This is a genomic window from Cellulomonas sp. NS3 (assembly GCF_024757985.1).
Classification (GTDB): domain Bacteria; phylum Actinomycetota; class Actinomycetes; order Actinomycetales; family Cellulomonadaceae; genus Cellulomonas_A.
Window position 1 is genome coordinate 1,059,836 of record NZ_CP103289.1, and the last position, 15,616, is coordinate 1,075,451.

A 15,616-nucleotide genomic window follows, 5' to 3' on the forward strand; every position below is an offset into this window, starting at 1 on the left:
ACGACGCCGTCGGCCGACCTGAGGAGCACGACCCGTGTCCCGAACCCGCCCCACCCCGCCACGCGCGCGCCACCGGCTGCCGCGCGCCGCGGCCCTCGCCCTCGCCGCCGTGCTCGCGCTCGGCGGCCTCGTCACCGCGGCCGACGTCGCGACGGCCCCCGCCGCGCAGGCAGGCCCGCCCGGGCAGCGCAGCACCGGCGTCAACCTCTTCCAGTGGACCTGGACGTCGATCGCGCGCGAGTGCACCGACGTGCTCGGCCCGGCTGGCTACGCGTGGGTCCAGACCTCGCCGCCCAACGAGCACGCGCAGGTCGCCGGCCAGTGGTGGACGTCGTACCAGCCGGTCAGCTACAAGATCGAGTCCAAGCTCGGCACGCGCGCCGAGTACGCCGCGATGATCGCGACGTGCCGCGCCGCGGGCGTCCAGGTCATCGCCGACGTCGTCGTCAACCACATGAGCGGGCAGGCCGGCGGCACCGGGTGGGCGGGCACCCGCTTCTCGACCGAGCAGTACCCCGGCCCCGAGGGCGGCTACGGCCCGCAGGACTTCAACGACTGCCGCACGAACATCAGCAGCTACGGCGACCGGTACCAGGTGCAGAACTGCCGGCTCGTGAGCCTGCAGGACCTGCGGACGGGGTCGGAGTACGTGCGCCAGGAGATCGCGAGCTACCTGAACGACCTCATCTCGCTGGGGGTCCGCGGCTTCCGGGTCGACGCCGCGAAGCACATCCCGGCGGCGGACCTCGAGGCCATCCGGGCCAAGCTGTCCGACCCGAGCGTCTACGTCGTGCACGAGGTCATCGGCGCCGGCGGCGAGCCCGTGCAACCCCGCGAGTACCTCGGCTCGGGCGACTCGCACGAGTTCGGCTACGCCCGGCACCTCAAGGGGGCCGTCCAGGGCGGCAACCTCGCGCAGCTGCGCGACCTGCGCTCCGCGTCGTGGCTCCTACCGTCCGCCCGCGCGGGTGTGTTCGTCGACAACCACGACACGGAGCGCAACGGCGAGACGCTGACCTACAAGAACGGGTCCGACCACCGCCTGGCGAACGTCTTCGCGCTCTCCTACCCCTACGGCTGGCCCACGGTGTACTCGGGCTACGCGTTCGGCAGCAACGACCAGGGCCCGCCCCAGCAGGCGAACGGCAAGGTCAGCGAGGCCGCGTGCGGCCAGGGCACGTGGACGTGCGCGCACCGCTGGAACGAGACCGCGCACATGACCGCGTTCCGCAACGCCGTCGCCGGCACCGACCTCGTGCAGTGGTGGGACAACGGCGGCAACCAGATCGCCTACGGGCGCGGCGACAAGGGCTACGTCGCGCTCAACAAGGCGGGCGGGTCGCTGAGCCGGACGTTCCAGACCTCGCTGCCCGCAGGCCGGTACTGCGACGTGATCAGCGGCGCACCGACGTCATCCGGCTGCTCGGGGACGGTCGTGACCGTCGGCTCGAACGGTCAGGCGTCGTTCACCGTGCCGGGCAACGGGTCCGTCGCGCTGCACGTCGGGGCGAAGGCGGGCGGCACCGGTGCGACGCCGAGCCCGACGGCGAGCCCCACGAGCGCGACGGCGGGGATCTCGTTCGGTGTCCAGGCGAGCACGCAGTGGGGCCAGAACCTGTTCGTCGTCGGTGACCGCGCGGAGCTCGGCGGCTGGGACCCGGCGCGGGCCGTCGCGCTCTCGTCGGCCACCTACCCGGTCTGGCGCTCGACCGTGGCGCTCCCGGCGGGCGCGAGCGTCGCGTACAAGTACGTCCGCAAGGACGCGTCGGGCGCCGTCACGTGGGAGGGCGGCGGGAACCGCACCACGACCGTGCCCGCGAGCGGCGTGCTCACGCTGACGGACACGTGGCGCGGCTGACCGGGCCGCGTCCCTGACCGGGGGTGGCGCCGGGCGCGTGGAGGTGTACGGCGCCACCCCCTTCCCGACCGCCGCGCGTCCGCCCGGGTGAGCCCCCCGGGGCGGACGCGCGGCTCGGTCGCGGGCGGACGCCGGGGGAGCCCTCGGCGTCCGCGCGGCCCGGCGGCAGCCCCGGTCAGGGCACCGGGATCCGCGAGACGGTGAACGGGCCCGGGGCCTCGCCCGCGTTGCGCTCGCCGAACTGGCTGTTCACCACGAGCAGGCTCCCGCGCACGAGCGCCGCCGTGGTCGGGTCGTCGAACGACGGGTCGGTCGTCCGGCTGACGACGGTGCCCGACGTCAGGCGCCGGTCGAGCTCGATCGTCACGACCTGCCCGAGGTCGCCCTGGCGCTCGACCGCGTGCAGGCGCCGGCCGTCGAGCACGAGCCCGTCCCCGGCCACCGCCTCGCCGCCCAGGTCGATGCGCTGCACCGCCCCGTCGTGGAGCCGGACGCGGAACAGCGCCGCCGCGTTGGACTGCGCGAGCACCGCGTACCGGCCGTCCTTCGTCACGACGATGCCGTTCACGTTGAACCCGGTGGTGTACGTGAGCGCGGTGCCCTCGAACGCCACGTGCACCGGCAGCGTCTGCGTCCCCGAGGTCCGCCGGTCGCGCGCGTCGACCCGGTAGAGGAACGGCCGCAGCGAGTCGGTCACGTAGACGTCGCCCCGCGGGCTCACGGCGACGTCGTTGAGGAACGTCGGCGCGCCGGTCTGCTCGACCTGCCAGGACCCGACGAGCGCGCGCGTCCGCAGGTCGTAGGCGAACAGCCGGCCCGTCGCGCCGCCCGCGACGAACAGCGTGCCCCGGTCGACCTTCAGGCCGATGGCGGCCGTGCGCCCGTCGGCCCCGCCGGGCAGGAACGGCGTCGCGACCGGGTCGTCGAGGTCGCCGCGGTAGATCGTGCCGTCCGTCGTGCTGCCGACGTAGAAGTCGTCGCGCGCGACCGCGACGCCCTCGGGGAAGATGTCGTCGGCGGCGTCGCCGACCGGGTCGAGCAGGTAGGTCGTCGGCCGGTCGGGGCCGGGACCGCCGGGGCCGGCGGGGTGGCGGTCGTGCGCACCGGCGGTGCCGGGCACGAGGGCGACGAGCAGCAGCGCCGCGGCGGCCGCCGACAGCGTGCGGCCCGGGCGTCGGGACGGGCGTGCGGGGGTGCCTGCGGACGTGCGGGACCTGGGCTGGGAGTGCATCGGTGGACCCCTCCGTCGACGGGTGCCGTCGGTCCCGTCGGGCGGCGGCCCGCCGTCCCCCGCTGCCCGACGAGGGCACCGGTCCACGTCGGTCGGACGCGCGGGTCCGCGACGGACCCTGCCGGTGCAGCGCCGTCAGTCTCGCCGAGACGGCGGGTGCCTGCCTCTCGGGAGCCGCTGCTGCCGCGGCCGAGCGGGTGTCCACGCGGGTGTCCGCATGCTGGCGCCCCGTGAGATGGAGGGGTGGACCGCGACGTATGCTGGGTTCAGCACCTGTGCGCCCGGCAGCGCCGTGGGCCCCGCGACGTGTTGCACCGCCGACGTGATGATCCGCCGACGCGATGACGGCCACGACGCAGGACCGCGGCTCCAGAGCTGCCAGGGCCTCCCCGACCCGGAAGGCGTCCGCGTCCCGTGAGCACGAACCGCACCCTTCGCGTCGCCGTCGTCGGCGCAGGCCCGGCCGGCATCTACGCGGCCGACATCCTGTCGAAGACCGACCTCGACGTCAGCATCGACCTGTTCGAGCGGCTCCCCGCGCCCTTCGGCCTCGTGCGCTACGGCGTCGCGCCCGACCACCCGCGCATCAAGCAGATCATCGTCGCGCTGCACAAGGTCCTCGAGCGCGGCGACATCCGCCTGCTCGCGAACGTCGACTACGGCACCGACCTCAAGCTCGACGACCTGCGCCAGTTCTACGACGCGGTGATCTTCTCGACCGGCTCGATCCGCGACGCCTCGCTCGCGATCCCGGGCATCGAGCTCGAGGGGTCGTACGGCGCCGCGGACTTCGTGTCCTGGTACGACGGGCACCCGGACGTCGCGCGCACGTGGCCGCTCGAGGCCCAGCACGTCGCCGTCCTCGGCGCGGGCAACGTCGCGCTCGACGTCGCGCGCATCCTCGCCAAGCACGCGGACGACCTGCTGCCCACCGAGATCCCCGCGAACGTCTACGAGCAGCTCAAGGCCTCGCCCGTCACGGACGTGCACGTCTTCGCCCGCCGCGGCCCCGCGCAGGTCAAGTTCTCCCCGCTCGAGCTCCGCGAGCTCGGTCACGTGCCGGACGTCGACGTCATCGTCTACCCCGAGGACTTCGACTTCGACGAGGGCTCGATGGCCGCGATCCACTCCTCGAACCAGACCAAGCAGGTCGTCAAGACCCTCACGGACTGGACGCTCAAGGAGCCCGAGGAGAACACCGCGAGCCGGCGCATCCACCTGCACTTCCTGCACAAGCCCGTCGAGGTGCTCGGCGAGGACGGCAAGGTCGTGGGGCTGCGCACGGAGCGCACGGCGCTCAACGGCGACGGCAACGTCACGGGCACCGGCGAGCTGCACGACTGGCCGGTCCAGGCCGTGTACCGCGCGGTCGGCTACTTCGGCTCCCCGCTCGTCGACATCCCGTTCGACGACGTCGCCGGCGTCATCCCCAACCGCGAGGGCCGCGTGGTCGACGTCGACGGCGAACGCGTCCCCGGCGTGTACGCGACCGGGTGGATCAAGCGCGGGCCCGTCGGGCTCATCGGCCACACGAAGTCGGACGCGAGCGAGACCATCCGCCACCTCACGGCGGACGCGGGCGACCCGAGCGACCCGGACAACCCGTTCTTCACGGCGGCCGACCGCGACCCGGAGGCGGTCATCGACTTCCTCGCGCAGCGCGACGTGGACGTCATCGAGTGGTCCGGCTGGCAGCTCCTCGACGCGTACGAGCGGTCCCTCGGCGAGCCGCACGGCCGTGAGCGCGTCAAGCTCGTCCCGCGCGACCACATGGTCGCGATCTCGCTCGGCCGGGAGGTCGCGCAGGACTGAGCCCACTGGGCCCACTGGGCCCACCGCACGCGACACCGCCGACGGCGTCCTGGTCCTCGTGACCCGGACGCCGTCGGCGCGTCCGGACGGGCTCGCCGCCGCGACGTACCCAGCGCGCGGTGAACCGGCGCAGGAACTCCTGCGTCCGGGGCTCCTGCGGCTCCCCGAGCACCTGCTCCGGCGTCCCGCGCTCGTGCACGCGCCCGGCGGGCCCGCAGGGTCAGCACACCGAGGGAACGTCGCCGTGGTCGTGCGCGTTGTCCGGGGGGAAGCACGCACGGACCGAGGGGAGCGGCGCACGGATGGGTCACCAGCACTACAACGGGCTCAAGACCGCGGCGTTGTTCGGTGCCCTCTGGGCGGTGCTGCTCGGCATGGGCGCGCTGATCGGCAACGGTCGGCTGATCTGGGTGTTCGCGCTGGTCGGCGTGCTGACCACCGCGTACAGCTACTGGAACTCCGACAAGATCGCGATCCGCGCGATGCACGCCCGCCCGGTGAGCGAGCTCGAGCAGCCGGCGATGTACCGGATCGTGCGTGAGCTCTCGACCGCCGCCCGCCAGCCCATGCCGCGCCTGTACGTGTCCCCGACGGCGGCCCCCAACGCGTTCGCGACGGGCCGCAACCCGCGCAACGCGGCCGTCTGCTGCACCGACGGCATCCTCGCGCTGCTCGACGAGCGCGAGCTGCGCGGCGTGCTCGGCCACGAGCTCATGCACGTGTACAACCGCGACATCCTCACGTCGAGCGTCGCGGCGGCCGTCGCGGGCGTCATCACCTCGCTCGCCCAGATGATGCTGATCTTCGGCGGCGGCAACGACCGCGACCGCGGGAACCCGCTCGCCGCGCTGGCCATGGCGATCCTCGCGCCGTTCGCGGCGATGCTCGTCCAGCTCGCGGTGAGCCGGACGCGCGAGTTCGACGCCGACGAGGACGGCGCGCGCCTGACCGGGGACCCGCTGGCGCTCGCCTCGGCGCTGCGCAAGCTCGAGCTCGGGACGCAGGTGCGGCCGCTGCCGCAGGACCGCGAGCTCGTGGACGTCTCGCACCTCATGATCGCGAACCCGTTCCGCGGCGGGGGCGTCGGCCGGTTCTTCGCGACGCACCCCCCGATGCCCGACCGCATCGCCCGGCTGCAGCGCATGGCGGGCCTGCCGCCGGCGTGACGCCGTGCGGCGGGCGTCGCACGGGCGCGGCACGGCCGGCGCACCGCCGGTGCGGTGCACCCGCCGCATCCGGGTGCACCGGGCGCGCATCCGGGTGACGCGCGCGCGTCCCGCCCGGTTCGCGGTCCGCGCCGGGTCACCCTGTGAACGGACATAAGCGGACGAGCGGGACGAGCGCTAGCGTGAGCCGGCTCGTGTGCGGGGGCCGCGAGCGACGAGGGCCGGGCGGCACGGGGGCGTGCACGCCGGCACAGGCCGGTGCCGGGCCCGCTCAGGCACAGCGGTGGACGACGGAGGGACGGTCATGGGGGAACGCGCGTACGAGGTCGCCGTGGTCGGCGGCGGGGCAGCCGGGTCGGCGACGGCCTGGGCCCTCGCGCGGCGGGGGGTTCCCGTCGTGCTCCTCGAGCGTGCGGCGGCCGACGTCGCGCTCCCCGAGACCGGCGACGAGCAGATCGTGCGGCTCGCGCACCCGGACCCCGCGTACGTGCGCCTCGCGCAGTCGGCGCACGACTGGTGGGCCACGCTCGGGTCGGAGTCCGGCGAGGAGCTGCTGACGCCCGTCGCGAGCGTCGAGCACGGCCCCGTGCGTGCCGTGCGGCCCGTCACCGAGGCGCTCCTCGCGTGCGGCGCGCCGTTCGAGTACCTCACGGGCCCCGAGGCGGCGGAGCGCTGGCCCGGCATGCGGTTCGACGACCGGGTGATCGTGCAGCCGTCCGCGGCGCGGGTCGACGCCCGGCGCACCGTCGCGCTGCTGCAGCGGCAGGCCGCGGCGCACGGGGCGGACGTCCGCCACGGCGCCGAGGTCCTCGGCGTCACGCTCACCGAGGACGGCGGGGCACGGGTGCGGGTCGCCGGGGGAGTGACCGAGGGCGGCTACGCGCCCGAGCACGAGCTCGTCGTCGGCGCGGTCGTCGTCGCCGCCGGAGCCGCGACCGCGGCCCTCGTCGACGGCGTCCCCGGCCTCGAGCACCTGCCGGAGCTCCGCGTCGCCCGGACCGAGCCGGCCCGGTTCGCCGCCCGGGACGCGTCGCTGCGCGGCGAGGCGTGGGTCAGCTTCACGCACCACGTCGACCCCGAGGCGCACGCCGAGGCGCGCGGCTCGCTCGGCGTCGACGAGGGCTACCCGGCGCTCGCGGTCGACGGGCGGCACGTCCCGGGGGTCGGCGCCGTGGTCGGCCACCGGGTCCCCGCGGGCGACGCCACCGAGGACGGGTCCGGCACGAGCCCCGGCGTCCTGCGCGCGTACGTCGACGCCTGGCTGCCCGGGCTCGACCCCGACCGCGTCGAGCCCGTGACGCGCACCGCCACGACGACGCCCGACGGCGGCTTCCTGGTCGACCGCGTCGGCCCGGTCGTCGTCGGCGCGGGCTTCGGCGGCGACGGCGCGGCGCTCGCCCCCGCGCTCGGCCAGCTCCTCGCCGACCTCGCGGCCGGCCCCGCGGAGCCGTCCCCGGAGGCGCCGGACCTCGCGGCGTTCACGATCGCCCGGTTCGCGACCGTCGACGCCTGACGGACGAGGGGCCGGTCGTCGACGACGACCGGCCCCTCGCACCCCGCCGGACGCGCCGGCTGCGGGCGTCCGCTCAGCGGTAGTTGGTGAACTGCAGCGCCGCGTCGAGGTCGGCGCCCTTGAGCAGCGCGATGACCTCCTGCAGGTCGTCGCGGCTCTTGGCGGAGACCCGCACCTCGTCGCCGGTGATCGTCGACTTGACGCCCTTGGGGCCCTCGTCGCGCACGAGCTTGCCGATCTTCTTGGCGATCTCGCTGCTCAGACCCTCCTTGATCAGGGCCTCGAGGCGGTACTCCTTGCCCGACGGCTTGGGCTCCCGCTCGCCCACGTCGAGCGACTTGAGGGAGATCCCGCGCTTGATGAGCTTCGTCTCGAAGACGTCGAGGATCGCGAGCACGCGCTCCGCGGAGTTCGCCGCCATGACGATCTTCTCGCCGCTCCAGGCGATCGACGCCCCGACGTTCTTGAAGTCGTAGCGCTGCTGGATCTCCTTGACGGCCTGGTTGAGCGCGTTGTCGACCTCCTGCCGGTCGACCTTGCTGACGACGTCGAACGACGACTCGCTCGCCATGGTTGTCCTCCTCGCGGCACGCCGTGGGCGGCCCGCATCTCTCGGTGTGTCCTGCGGTCGGTCGGTCCGGGGTCGCACGCGCGCACGCCCCGCCACCTGCACCCTACGAGGCCGGTGTGCCCCGGTCTGCACCGCACGGTCCTGGGCGGCTGCGCACGCACCTCGGATTCGTTGCTATCCTTCCACCCGCACGCCGTCCGCGGCGCGCGACCCTTGGCGGGTTACCCGAGTGGCCAAAGGGGGCTGACTGTAAATCAGCTGGCAACGCCTACGGGGGTTCGAATCCCTCACCCGCCACCACGCAGAACGGCCGCCCTCTCGACGAGAGGGCGGCCGTTCCGCTTCGTGCGGTGGTCTGCTGCGCGGTCGGCGTCAGGCGGCGCAGGTGTGCGTGCCGGGCGTGACGGTGACGACCGCACCCTCGAACAGGGTGTCGAACGCGCCGGCGTCCTCGGCCGTCGCGAACGGGACGCCCACGCCGAGCGGGTCGGCGTACCCGGTGAGCGCGATGAGGCTCTCCTCCGCGCCGGACTGGCACCGGGGGTCCCAGGGCAGCGTGTCGTACCCGACCTCGGCGAGCGCGTCGACGGAGGGCTGCAGCTCCGCCTCGACGTCGGCGCCCGACTCGGCGACCCCGGTCCACACGACCCAGAACTCGCCGTCGGCCTCGTCGACGTCGATCGCCTCGGGCCACGTGAGCTCGCCGCCGGTGGCCGCGGCGTCGTCGGGCTCCTCGGACGAGCCGGTGCACCCGGCCGTCAGGGCGAGGCCGAGTGCGAGGGCGAGGGCTGCTGCGGGCGACGTGCGCCGTCGGGTGGACATGGCGGGGATGCTGGCACGCCCGCGATGTCGCCCGCGACTTCCCTAAACGATTCGCCACCCGACCGGGAGCGGCGTGCGCGACGCGGGCGTCGACGCGGCGGGAGGGGCGCCGGGGCCCCTGCTGTGAGCGCCTCGGGCGCGCCGCCCGGGGGTCAGGGGTGGTCGGCGCGGCGTGCGCGGCGCAGGTCGTCCGCGAGCTGCTGGGCCTGCGTCGACATGAGCGTGCGGTAGAGCCAGAACGCGGTCTCGACGGTCACGGCGGGCTCGCCGCCGTCGCGCGCCGCGAGCCAGTCCCGCTTGGCGGCGCGCACGTCGGCGTCGGTGATCTCCACACGGAGGGCATCGTCGATGGGCACGGACGTACTCTGACGGACGCCGGGGCGCCGCGCAGCCGTTCACGCGCGGTTCACCCGAGATATCCGGCCCTGGAGGGGCGCAGATCACCCGCCTGGAGTCATCCGGGTCTCACCATCCGGTGCTCGTGCCGGGACGTGCGTGGGTCCGCGCCACGAGCGGCGACGAGGGCCCGCACGTCGGGTGCGACGGGGCGCCGGCGGGCGTGCGGGGGAGCTCGGCCGTGGCGGCGCGGGCGCTCGTCGGGCCGCTGCCGACCTCGGTCGGGGCCCCGTCCACGGATCCGATTTCGCAGCGACGGCCCGGCCCGTGTAACCTTGCACGCGCTGCCCCGATAGCTCAGTCGGCAGAGCGTCTCCATGGTAAGGAGAAGGTCAAGGGTTCGATTCCCTTTCGGGGCTCTGTTGGTGTGTCGGGGGCTGTGACGCTCGCAGGAGCGGAGCGGCCCCCGCGCACCGATGAAGGCGGGGTAGCTCAGGTGGTTAGAGCACACGGCTCATAATCGTGGTGTCGCGGGTTCGAGTCCCGCTCCCGCTACCGCCAAGAACACAACCGCGCGTCGGCCGGCGACGCGTGCGACCAGTACGTTGCGCCCCGGGGCGCGAGAGGTGGCAAGACCATGGCCAGCAAGAGCGCAGACGTCCGCCCGAAGATCACGCTCGCGTGCACCGAGTGCAAGGAGCGAAACTACATCACTAAGAAGAACCGCCGGAACGACCCCGACCGCCTGGAGCTGAAGAAGTTCTGCCCGCGCGACGGCCGTCACACCGCGCACCGCGAGACCCGCTGACGCCTGGCGCCCACGCCAGCCGTGCCGGTCAACGCCGAGTACGCGGGACGCACGTATCCCGCGAACGCGCCCTACGAGGTCGCGCGCGAGAAGCTCCGTGAGTTCGCGGACGCCGTGTGCGCCGCGCACCCCGCCCACACCGACGTGGACGCCGCGCGCGCGCTCGGCCACCCGGACGTCATCGCGCCCCCGACCTTCGCGGTCGTGGTCGCCCAGCGTGCCGAGGCCCAGCTGTTCACCGACCCGGCCGCCGGGATCGACTTCAGCCGGGTGGTGCACGCCGACGAGCGCTTCACGCACCACCGGCCCATCCATGCGGGCGACCGCCTGGTGACGGTCCTGCACGTCGACTCGATCACCGAGCGCGCCGGCCTCGCGATGATCACGACGCGCGCCGAGATCGCGGACGCCGACGGTGCGCCGGTCGCGACCGTCGTCTCGACGCTCGCGGTGCGCGGGGAGGGCTCCTGATGGCCGCCCGCCCCGTGCTCGCCGACCTCACCGTCGGCCAGGAGGTCGGCCGCACCGAGCTCACCGTCGACCGGGCGCGGCTCGTCCGGTACGCCGGCGCGAGCGGCGACTTCAACCCGATCCACTGGAACGAGCGCGTCGCGACCGAGGTCGGGCTGCCCGGCGTCATCGCGCACGGCATGTGGACCATGGGCGCCGCGGCCACCGTGGTCGCCGACTGGGCGCAGGACCCGGGTGCGGTCGTCGACTACCAGGTGCGCTTCACGCGGCCGGTCCCGGTCCCGGACCCGGGCCACGCGGTCGTCGAGGTCGTCGCCACGATCGGGGCGCTCGACGCCGGCGAGGGCACGGCCCGCGTCGACCTGACGGTCACGTCCGGCGGCACGCGCGTGCTGGGCAAGGCCCAGGCGGTCGTCCGGCTCGCCTGAGCCCCGGCTCGTCGCACCCCGGCTCTTCCGGGCGCTCGGCCGCGCCCCGGACCACTACCCGATCGGGGGGAGTGGATGCCCGGTTCTTCCGGTTCGTGAATCGTGTCACTACGGTGTCCTCCGGGGGGTCGCACCGGCGCGGCCCCCGGGATGGGGAAACCACATGCACGAGACCGCATCACCCGCCGCGCAGCCGTCGCCCCTCGTGGCCGGCCCCTCGGACCTGACCTCGCGCCACGTCCTCGACCGGGCCGCCCTGACGCGCCGCGGCTTCCTCGCCGCCGCCGGTGTCGGTGCCGCGGGCTGGGCCGTGCTCGGCACCGCGGGCGGCGCGACCGCCCAAGGCCCCGTCGCGACCGGCGGCGGGCACGGGCACGGGTACGGCGGGGTCCGCCAGTCGAAGCGTGCCGCGCTCGAGTTCATCCGCGTCGCGACCGACTCCTACCCCGACGTCAACCCGGGGCCGCGGCTCGCGCAGAGCTACGCCGACGAGCTCGGGCTGTTCAGCACCGCCTTCGTCTACGACAACGCGCTCGCCATCAACGCGCTGCTCGCGTCGGAGCGCGGCGTGCCCGAGCACGCCCGCGTGCTCGCCGACGGCCTCGTCTACGCGATGGAGCACGACCCGGTCCACTCCGACGGACGCCTGCGCCAGGGCTACAACGTCGGCCCGTACACGTTCTACGACGGCACGCAGCAGCCGTACGGCTTCGTGCTGCCCGACGGCACCGCGAACATCGGCTGGCAGTTCGGCTTCCTCGGCACCGCGGTGGGCGACATGGCGTGGCCGGGCGTCGCCCTCGTGCAGCTGTACTTCCGGTCCCGCGAGCGGAGGTACCTCGACGCCGCGATCCGGATCGGCGAGTGGATCACGACGAACACGTGGTCGCAGGCACCGCTGGGCGGGTTCTCTTTCGGGGTCAACGGCGCGAACGAGCCGGTGCCCAACGGGTCGACCGAGCACAACATCGACTGCGTGGCGTTCTTCACGCTGCTCCTGCGCGCGACCGGCCAGCGGCGGTGGCGTGACGCCGCCGCGCACGCCCGCGCGTTCGTCGACCGCATGTGGGAGCCCGCCGTCGGGACGTTCTACACCGGGACGAACGACGGCGTGGAGATCAACCGCGCCCCGCTGCCGCTCGACCCGGCCACGTGGAGCTGGATCGCGCTGCGCGACCGGCGCTACGCGAGCTCGCTCGACTGGGCGGCCTCGGCCCTCGCCGTCACGGACGTGCCCGAGGCCCCGACGTCGCAGCTCCCGGACGGCGTGACGGTCTCCGGGGTCACGTTCAGCACCGCCAGCCTGACCTCGACCGCGCAGTACAACGGCATCACGGTGCACCCCCAGGGCGTCTGGCTCGAGGGGACCGCGCAGCTCGCGGCGTCGTACGCGGACCGCGGCGGGCGCCGGGACCGCCACCGCGCGGAGGCGCTGCTCGACCAGGTGCGCGTGGCCCAGTCGGAGCTGGGCGCGGGGCAGCACCTCGGTGGCGTGGAGCTGGCGCCCGGGGGCGGGGTCGTGGCGGCGTCGAGCCTGATCGACAGCGGCTTCGGCTTCGGCTACTTCCAGGTCCAGCACGTCGGCGCGACGTCCTGGTACCTGATGGCCGTGGAGGGCGCGAACCCGTTCCAGAAGAACGGCCTGCGCGGGCACTGAGCACGAGCGCCGGGTCGTCCCGCGTCCACGACGGACGCGGGGCGACCCCGGCGGCAGGCCTGGCGTCGCGCCCTGCGCGTCTCAGGCGGGGACGGGACCCGACGTCGTGCCGACGCGGAGCTCGACCGGCAGGACGACCGACTCGGGCTGCGACCCGGCGAGCAGCACCTCGACGGCGTTGCCGACCGCGACGCCCTTCGCCTGCAGGGGCTGCACGACGGTGGTGAGCGCGTCGGGCGCGAGCCAGGGGAGGTCGAGGCCGTCGAAGCCGGCGACGGACACGTCCTGCGGCACGCGCAGCCCGAGCTCGCGCGCGGCGAGCACCACCCCGGAGGCGAGCAGGTCGGACTGCGCGATCACCGCGGTCGGGCGGTCGGGGCGCGCGAGGAGCGCGCGTCCGGCGTCGGCGCCGTGCTCGACGAGCGACGCGGGGGTCTCCCAGGTCTCGACGGGCTCGACGCCCGCGTCCCGGACGCCCGCGAGGCGCCGGCGGGTGACCTGCCACTCGACCGCGGCGAGGCGCGCGTCGTCGACGGGGCCCGAGCGCCGGGCCTGGTCGAAGGGGAGCGTCACGGTCGCGATCCTGCGGTGACCGAGGTCGAGGAGGTGCTGCGCCAGGACCGCCATCCCGGCGCGGTCGTCGATGCCGACGGCGGCGACGCCCTCGGTCGCCTGCCCCTCGAGGAGCACGACCGGGATGCCGCGGCGGCGCAGCGTCGTCAGCACGGGGTCGTGCGGCGTCGAGCCCCACATGATGACGGCGACGTCCATCGCGGCGGACTCGACGAGCGGGTCGACCAGCGGGGCGCCGGGGCCGGTGGAGCCGGGGATGAGCAGCACGCCGAGCCCGAGCACGCCGAGCGTGTCGACCAGGCCGTCGAGCACCTGGATCGACACGGGGTCGCGGAACGAGCGCCGCAGGGCGTCGCCGATGACGACGCCGACGATGCCGGAGCGCCCGCTGCGGAGCTGGCGGCCGAGCGGGTTGGGGCCGCTGTAGCCGAGCTCGGACGCGGCGGCGAGGACGCGGTCACGGGTCGTCGCGGCGATCGGGCCCGCGCCGGAGAACGCGAGCGACGCGGTCGAGACCGAGACCCCGGCCGTGGCGGCCACGTCCGCGAGCGTGGGTCGCTGGTTCGACAGGGTGCACCGCCTCTGCAGGAGCGCCGCCGGGGCGGTCGCCGGGTGATCCGGGGTGACGTCGCGCGCCGTCGGTTGACGCCGCGGCCAGCGTACCCGCAGACTGGTCAGCATCCTCATATCGTTTCGACCCGCGTCACGCGGTGTGATCGAATCGATTCGATCCACTCGGCCACCACCACCTCGGCCGGGCTCTCACCCCCCGCTCTGGAGCTGTTCGTGACTCACCCGCGCGACCGCGTCGACCGCGTCGCTGCCCCCGTCCCCGCATCCGTCGCCCCCGCCGGCCCGGCACCCCGGACCTCGGCCGCCCTCCCGCTCGTGCGGGCGCGGTGGGTCCTCATGGGCCTGTTCGCGCTCAACGGCCTGACGTTCTCGAGCTGGCTCGCCCGGATCCCCGCGGTCCGCGACGCGCTCGAGCTCACGACGGGTCAGCTGGGATCGGTCCTGCTCGCGGGCTCGCTCGGCGCCCTCGCGACCGCCACGGTGGCCGGCGTGCTCGTCACCCGGCGCGGCGGGCGCCTCGCGCTGCTGATCTCGACCGTCGGCTTCGCGCTCGCGTACGTGCTCATCGGCGCCGGCCCGACATTCGGCTCGGTGCCGCTGCTCGCCGTCGGCATCTTCCTGACCGGCGTCTCGTTCGCGGTCGGCAACGTCCCGCTCAACGTCGAGAGCGCCTCGGTCGAGCGCCGGATGGGGCGCACCGTCCTGCCGCAGTTCCACGCGGCGTTCTCGATCGGCGCCGTCGCCGGCTCGGGCGTCGGCGCCCTCGCCGCACACCTCGACGTGCCGCTGCTCGGCCAGTTCCTCGTCACCGCGGTCGTCGGGACCGTCTGGCGCCTGCTCTCGATCCCGCACGTGGTCGTCGCCTCGCGGCCGGTGCGTGAGCGCGTGCTCGCCGACGTCGCGCCCGCAGCCGCCGGGACGCCCGCGCCGCGCACCCCGCGCCGCCGCGGCCTCGGCACCGCGCTCGACGCGTGGCGCGAGCCGCGGACCGTGCTCATCGGCGTCGTCATCATGGCGGCGGCGCTGTCCGAGGGCTCCGCGAACGACTGGCTCGCGCTCGCGGTCGTCGACGGGTTCGACCAGCCGGAGGCCGTCGGGGCCGCGGTGTTCGGGTCCTTCGTCGCCGCCATGACGGTCGTGCGCCTGCTCGGGACCCGCCTCATCGACCGCTACGGCCGCGTCGCGGTGCTCCGCACGTCCGGCGTCGTCTCGCTCGCGGGCCTGCTCCTGTTCGGCTTCGCGCCGACCCTGCCGCTCGCCGGCGTGGGCGTCGTCGCGTGGGGGCTCGGTGCCGCGCTCGCCGTACCGCTCGGTATCGCGGCCGCGTCCGACGACCCGATGCTGGCGGCCGGTCGCGTCGCCGTCGTGTCCGCGTTCTCCTCGGTCGCCTCGCTCGCCGCTCCGCCGCTGCTCGGGCTCGCCGCCGAGTCGATGGGCGCCCGCCATGCGCTCGTGCTCATCGCGGGGGCCATGGTCGTCAGCGTGAGCCTGTCGAGCCGCGTCGCGCGGGTCGAGCCGCCGGCGGTCGGCACTCCTGTGCCCGCCGCGGCGTCGCACGCCGGTCCGCAGCCGGACCCGACGCAGCCGGCCGCCCGCAGGCAGCCCGCCCCGACGCAGCCGGCCACGCCCACCGCCGCGTCCGACGGCCCGGCCCTTGCCGCGCTGGTCTCCCGCGTCGTCGCACCCGTGGGCGAGGATGACCGGGGGCGCACGTCCGCACCCGCGCCGGAGCTCGACGCCGTCGGCGCCGCCCCCGCCGCCCGATGACCACCGACCCCACCCTCCACGAGAGAGCCG

Annotated in this window: 14 protein-coding genes and 3 tRNA genes; 12 read left to right on the forward strand and 5 right to left on the reverse strand. The window is 74.9% G+C overall.

Annotation, left to right across the window (positions count from 1 at the left end; all coding sequences use genetic code 11):
• Nucleotides 1–34: 34 nt before the first annotated feature.
• Nucleotides 35–1,858, forward strand: coding sequence for a carbohydrate-binding module family 20 domain-containing protein (locus NXY84_RS04985; RefSeq protein ID WP_258726050.1), 1,824 nt, complete (start codon nucleotides 35–37; stop codon nucleotides 1,856–1,858).
• Between the two features lie 175 nt (nucleotides 1,859–2,033).
• Here the strand turns inward: NXY84_RS04985 and NXY84_RS04990 are convergent, their stop codons facing one another.
• On the reverse strand, nucleotides 2,034–3,089 hold the full coding sequence (locus NXY84_RS04990) for an SMP-30/gluconolactonase/LRE family protein (protein WP_258726051.1): 1,056 nt from the start codon (nucleotides 3,087–3,089) through the stop codon (nucleotides 2,034–2,036).
• A gap of 414 nt (nucleotides 3,090–3,503) precedes the next feature.
• On the opposite strand from NXY84_RS04990, the gene NXY84_RS04995 reads away from it, so the two are divergent.
• From NXY84_RS04995 to NXY84_RS05005, 3 genes are all read left to right on the forward strand, one after another.
• On the forward strand, nucleotides 3,504–4,901 hold the full coding sequence (locus NXY84_RS04995; RefSeq protein ID WP_258726052.1) for an FAD-dependent oxidoreductase: 1,398 nt from the start codon (nucleotides 3,504–3,506) through the stop codon (nucleotides 4,899–4,901).
• A gap of 302 nt (nucleotides 4,902–5,203) precedes the next feature.
• Nucleotides 5,204–6,067 carry a zinc metalloprotease HtpX gene (gene htpX / locus NXY84_RS05000; protein ID WP_258726053.1) on the forward strand — a complete coding sequence of 288 codons (864 nt, stop codon included), beginning with the start codon at nucleotides 5,204–5,206 and terminating at the stop codon, nucleotides 6,065–6,067.
• Nucleotides 6,068–6,371: 304 nt separating this feature from the next.
• Complete coding sequence (locus NXY84_RS05005) at nucleotides 6,372–7,580, forward strand: FAD-dependent oxidoreductase (RefSeq protein ID WP_258726054.1); 1,209 nt, start codon at nucleotides 6,372–6,374, stop codon at nucleotides 7,578–7,580.
• 73 nt (nucleotides 7,581–7,653) lie between these two features.
• Here NXY84_RS05005 and NXY84_RS05010 read toward each other — a convergent pair whose 3' ends face one another.
• Nucleotides 7,654–8,151 carry a YajQ family cyclic di-GMP-binding protein gene (locus tag NXY84_RS05010; protein ID WP_034628745.1) on the reverse strand — a complete coding sequence of 166 codons (498 nt, stop codon included), beginning with the start codon at nucleotides 8,149–8,151 and terminating at the stop codon, nucleotides 7,654–7,656.
• Nucleotides 8,152–8,366: 215 nt separating this feature from the next.
• On the opposite strand from NXY84_RS05010, the gene NXY84_RS05015 reads away from it, so the two are divergent.
• A tRNA-Tyr gene (locus tag NXY84_RS05015) sits at nucleotides 8,367–8,451 on the forward strand.
• 72 nt (nucleotides 8,452–8,523) lie between these two features.
• Here NXY84_RS05015 and NXY84_RS05020 read toward each other — a convergent pair.
• Together NXY84_RS05020 and NXY84_RS05025 are read right to left on the reverse strand one after the other, a co-directional pair.
• Complete coding sequence (locus NXY84_RS05020; protein WP_258726055.1) at nucleotides 8,524–8,973, reverse strand: hypothetical protein; 450 nt, start codon at nucleotides 8,971–8,973, stop codon at nucleotides 8,524–8,526.
• Nucleotides 8,974–9,125: 152 nt separating this feature from the next.
• The gene (locus NXY84_RS05025; RefSeq protein ID WP_183295426.1) at nucleotides 9,126–9,329 is read right to left on the reverse strand and encodes a hypothetical protein; all 204 of its coding nucleotides are present in this window, start codon (nucleotides 9,327–9,329) and stop codon (nucleotides 9,126–9,128) included.
• 326 nt (nucleotides 9,330–9,655) lie between these two features.
• Here NXY84_RS05025 and NXY84_RS05030 point away from each other — a divergent pair.
• The 6 genes from NXY84_RS05030 to NXY84_RS05055 all read left to right on the forward strand — a co-directional run bounded on the left by NXY84_RS05030 (nucleotide 9,656) and on the right by NXY84_RS05055 (nucleotide 12,673).
• A tRNA-Thr gene (locus NXY84_RS05030) sits at nucleotides 9,656–9,728 on the forward strand.
• Nucleotides 9,729–9,790: 62 nt separating this feature from the next.
• Nucleotides 9,791–9,864 (forward strand) — tRNA-Met (locus tag NXY84_RS05035).
• An 82-nt stretch (nucleotides 9,865–9,946) separates the two neighbouring features.
• Nucleotides 9,947–10,117 carry a 50S ribosomal protein L33 gene (gene rpmG, locus NXY84_RS05040; RefSeq protein WP_258726056.1) on the forward strand — a complete coding sequence of 57 codons (171 nt, stop codon included), beginning with the start codon at nucleotides 9,947–9,949 and terminating at the stop codon, nucleotides 10,115–10,117.
• A 21-nt stretch (nucleotides 10,118–10,138) separates the two neighbouring features.
• The gene (locus tag NXY84_RS05045; RefSeq protein ID WP_258726057.1) at nucleotides 10,139–10,588 is read left to right on the forward strand and encodes a MaoC family dehydratase N-terminal domain-containing protein; all 450 of its coding nucleotides are present in this window, start codon (nucleotides 10,139–10,141) and stop codon (nucleotides 10,586–10,588) included.
• Nucleotides 10,588–11,016 (forward strand): MaoC family dehydratase, encoded by a 429-nt coding sequence (locus tag NXY84_RS05050; RefSeq protein WP_258726058.1) that lies wholly within the window; start codon nucleotides 10,588–10,590, stop codon nucleotides 11,014–11,016. The genes NXY84_RS05045 and NXY84_RS05050 overlap by 1 nt, the downstream gene beginning before the upstream one ends.
• A gap of 163 nt (nucleotides 11,017–11,179) precedes the next feature.
• Entirely contained in the window at nucleotides 11,180–12,673 is a 1,494-nt protein-coding gene (locus NXY84_RS05055; RefSeq protein ID WP_258726059.1) for a Tat pathway signal sequence domain protein, read from the forward strand.
• 81 nt (nucleotides 12,674–12,754) lie between these two features.
• On the opposite strand, the gene NXY84_RS05060 is transcribed toward NXY84_RS05055, so the two are convergent.
• Nucleotides 12,755–13,816, reverse strand: a complete 1,062-nt coding sequence (locus tag NXY84_RS05060) for a LacI family DNA-binding transcriptional regulator (RefSeq protein ID WP_258727122.1) — start codon at nucleotides 13,814–13,816, stop codon at nucleotides 12,755–12,757.
• A gap of 216 nt (nucleotides 13,817–14,032) precedes the next feature.
• Here NXY84_RS05060 and NXY84_RS05065 point away from each other — a divergent pair, with 216 nt between their 5' ends.
• Nucleotides 14,033–15,586 carry an MFS transporter gene (locus NXY84_RS05065; RefSeq protein WP_258726060.1) on the forward strand — a complete coding sequence of 518 codons (1,554 nt, stop codon included), beginning with the start codon at nucleotides 14,033–14,035 and terminating at the stop codon, nucleotides 15,584–15,586.
• The last annotated feature ends 30 nt before the right edge of the window (nucleotides 15,587–15,616 follow it).